At 57.0% G+C, this 3,280-nt stretch carries 1 rRNA gene; it reads left to right on the top strand.

Features of this window, described 5'->3' with window-relative positions:
• The first annotated feature begins 136 nt into the window (after window positions 1-136).
• Window positions 137-3,258: ribosomal RNA gene (locus GA0115242_RS06830) — 23S ribosomal RNA — on the top strand.
• Window positions 3,259-3,280: the final 22 nt, after the last annotated feature.

Raw genomic sequence — 3,280 nt, forward strand, 5'->3', positions numbered from 1 at the left:
GTCGGGCACGCTGTTGGGTGTCTGAGGGAATGTTTGTTCCTTCAGTGCCGGCCCCAGTGCACTCGAACCGTAAGGGTTCGGGGTGATGGGTGGCTGGTCGTTGTTTGAGAACTGCACAGTGGACGCGAGCATCTGTGGCCAAGTTTTTAAGGGCGCACGGTGGATGCCTTGGCACCAGGAACCGATGAAGGACGTGGGAGGCCACGATAGTCCCCGGGGAGTCGTCAACCAGGCTTTGATCCGGGGGTTTCCGAATGGGGAAACCCGGCAGTCGTCATGGGCTGTCACCCTTGTCTGAACACATAGGGCAAGTGGAGGGAACGCGGGGAAGTGAAACATCTCAGTACCCGCAGGAAGAGAAAACAACCGTGATTCCGGGAGTAGTGGCGAGCGAAACCGGATGAGGCCAAACCGTATGCGTGTGAGACCCGGCAGGGGTTGCGTATACGGGGTTGTGGGATCTCTCTTTTACGGTCTGCCGGCCGTGAGACGAGTCAGAAACCGTTGATGTAGGCGAAGGACATGCGAAAGGTCCGGCGTAGAGGGTAAGACCCCCGTAGCTGAAACATCAGCGGCTCGTTTGAGAGACACCCAAGTAGCACGGGGCCCGAGAAATCCCGTGTGAATCTGGCGGGACCACCCGCTAAGCCTAAATATTCCCTGGTGACCGATAGCGGATAGTACCGTGAGGGAATGGTGAAAAGTACCGCGGGAGCGGAGTGAAATAGTACCTGAAACCGTGTGCCTACAAGCCGTGGGAGCGTCGGATGGGAGCTTGCTTCCATCTCGTGACTGCGTGCCTTTTGAAGAATGAGCCTGCGAGTTTGCGGTGTGTTGCGAGGTTAACCCGTGTGGGGAAGCCGTAGCGAAAGCGAGTCCGAACAGGGCGTTTCAGTAGCATGCTCAAGACCCGAAGCGGAGTGATCTAGCCATGGGCAGGTTGAAGCGGAGGTAAGACTTCGTGGAGGACCGAACCCACCAGGGTTGAAAACCTGGGGGATGACCTGTGGTTAGGGGTGAAAGGCCAATCAAACTCCGTGATAGCTGGTTCTCCCCGAAATGCATTTAGGTGCAGCGTCGTGTGTTTCTTGCCGGAGGTAGAGCACTGGATAGGCGATGGGCCCTACCGGGTTACTGACCTTAGCCAAACTCCGAATGCCGGTAAGTGAGAGCGCGGCAGTGAGACTGTGGGGGATAAGCTCCATGGTCGAGAGGGAAACAGCCCAGAGCATCGACTAAGGCCCCTAAGCGTACGCTAAGTGGGAAAGGATGTGGAGTCGCACAGACAACCAGGAGGTTGGCTTAGAAGCAGCCACCCTTGAAAGAGTGCGTAATAGCTCACTGGTCTAGTGATTCCGCGCCGACAATGTAGCGGGGCTCAAGCGTACCGCCGAAGTCGTGTCATTGCAGCATGAGGGCCAACGCCCGCTGTGATGGGTAGGGGAGCGTCGTCTGCCGGGTGAAGCAGCCGCGGAAGCGAGTTGTGGACGGTTGACGAGTGAGAATGCAGGCATGAGTAGCGATACACACGTGGGAAACGTGTGCGCCGATTGACTAAGGGTTCCTGGGTCAAGCTGATCTGCCCAGGGTAAGTCGGGACCTAAGGCGAGGCCGACAGGCGTAGTCGATGGATAACCGGTTGATATTCCGGTACCCGCTGTGAAGCGTCAAACATCGAGCATCGTGATGCTAAGGCCGTGAAGCCGCCCTGATCTCTTCGGAGTTGAGGGGAGTGGTGGAGCCGCCGGACCAAGCGGTTAGTAGGTGAGTGATGGGGTGACGCAGGAAGGTAGTCCATCCCGGGCGATGGTAGTCCCGGGGTAAGGGTGTAGGCCGTGCGGTAGGTAAATCCGTCGCACATAAGGCTGAGACCTGATGCCGAGCCGATTGTGGTGAAGTGGATGATCCTATGCTGTCGAGAAAAGCCTCTAGCGAGTTTCATGGCGGCCCGTACCCTAAACCGACTCAGGTGGTCAGGTAGAGAATACCGAGGCGTTCGGGTGAACTATGGTTAAGGAACTCGGCAAAATGCCCCCGTAACTTCGGGAGAAGGGGGGCCACATCCGGTGAGAGGATTTCACTCCTTGAGCTGGGGGTGGCCGCAGAGACCAGCGAGAAGCGACTGTTTACTAAAAACACAGGTCCGTGCGAAGCCGTAAGGCGATGTATACGGACTGACGCCTGCCCGGTGCTGGAACGTTAAGGGGACCGGTTAGTCGAGATTCGTCTCGGCGAAGCTGAGAACTTAAGCGCCAGTAAACGGCGGTGGTAACTATAACCATCCTAAGGTAGCGAAATTCCTTGTCGGGTAAGTTCCGACCTGCACGAATGGCGTAACGACTTCTCGACTGTCTCAACCATAGGCCCGGTGAAATTGCACTACGAGTAAAGATGCTCGTTTCGCGCAGCAGGACGGAAAGACCCCGGGACCTTTACTACAGTTTGATATTGGTGTTCGGTTCGGCTTGTGTAGGATAGCTGGGAGACTTTGATCATCGGACGCCAGTTCGGTGTGAGTCGTCGTTGAAATACCAGTCTGGTCGTGCTGGATGTCTAACCTGGGTCCGTGATCCGGATCAGGGACAGTGTCTGATGGGTAGTTTAACTGGGGCGGTTGCCTCCTAAAGAGTAACGGAGGCGCCCAAAGGTTCCCTCAGCCTGGTTGGTAATCAGGTGTTGAGTGTAAGTGCACAAGGGAGCTTGACTGTGAGACCGACGGGTCGAGCAGGGACGAAAGTCGGGACTAGTGATCCGGCGGTGGCTTGTGGAAGCGCCGTCGCTCAACGGATAAAAGGTACCCCGGGGATAACAGGCTGATCTTCCCCAAGAGTCCATATCGACGGGATGGTTTGGCACCTCGATGTCGGCTCGTCGCATCCTGGGGCTGGAGTCGGTCCCAAGGGTTGGGCTGTTCGCCCATTAAAGCGGTACGCGAGCTGGGTTTAGAACGTCGTGAGACAGTTCGGTCCCTATCCGCTGTGCGCGTAGGAGTCTTGAGAAGGGCTGTCCCTAGTACGAGAGGACCGGGACGGACGAACCTCTGGTGTGCCAGTTGTCCTGCCAAGGGCATGGCTGGTTGGCTACGTTCGGGAGGGATAACCGCTGAAAGCATCTAAGCGGGAAGCCTGCTTCGAGATGAGGACTCCCACCCACTTGATGGGTTAAGGCTCCCAGTAGACGACTGGGTTGATAGGCCGGATCTGGAAGCACGGTAACGTGTGGAGGTGACCGGTACTAATAGGCCGAGGGCTTGTCCTCAGTTGCTCGCGTCCACTGTGTT

The sequence above is a fragment of the Streptomyces sp. SolWspMP-5a-2 genome, assembly GCF_900091845.1.
Classification (GTDB): Bacteria; Actinomycetota; Actinomycetes; order Streptomycetales; family Streptomycetaceae; genus Streptomyces; species Streptomyces doudnae.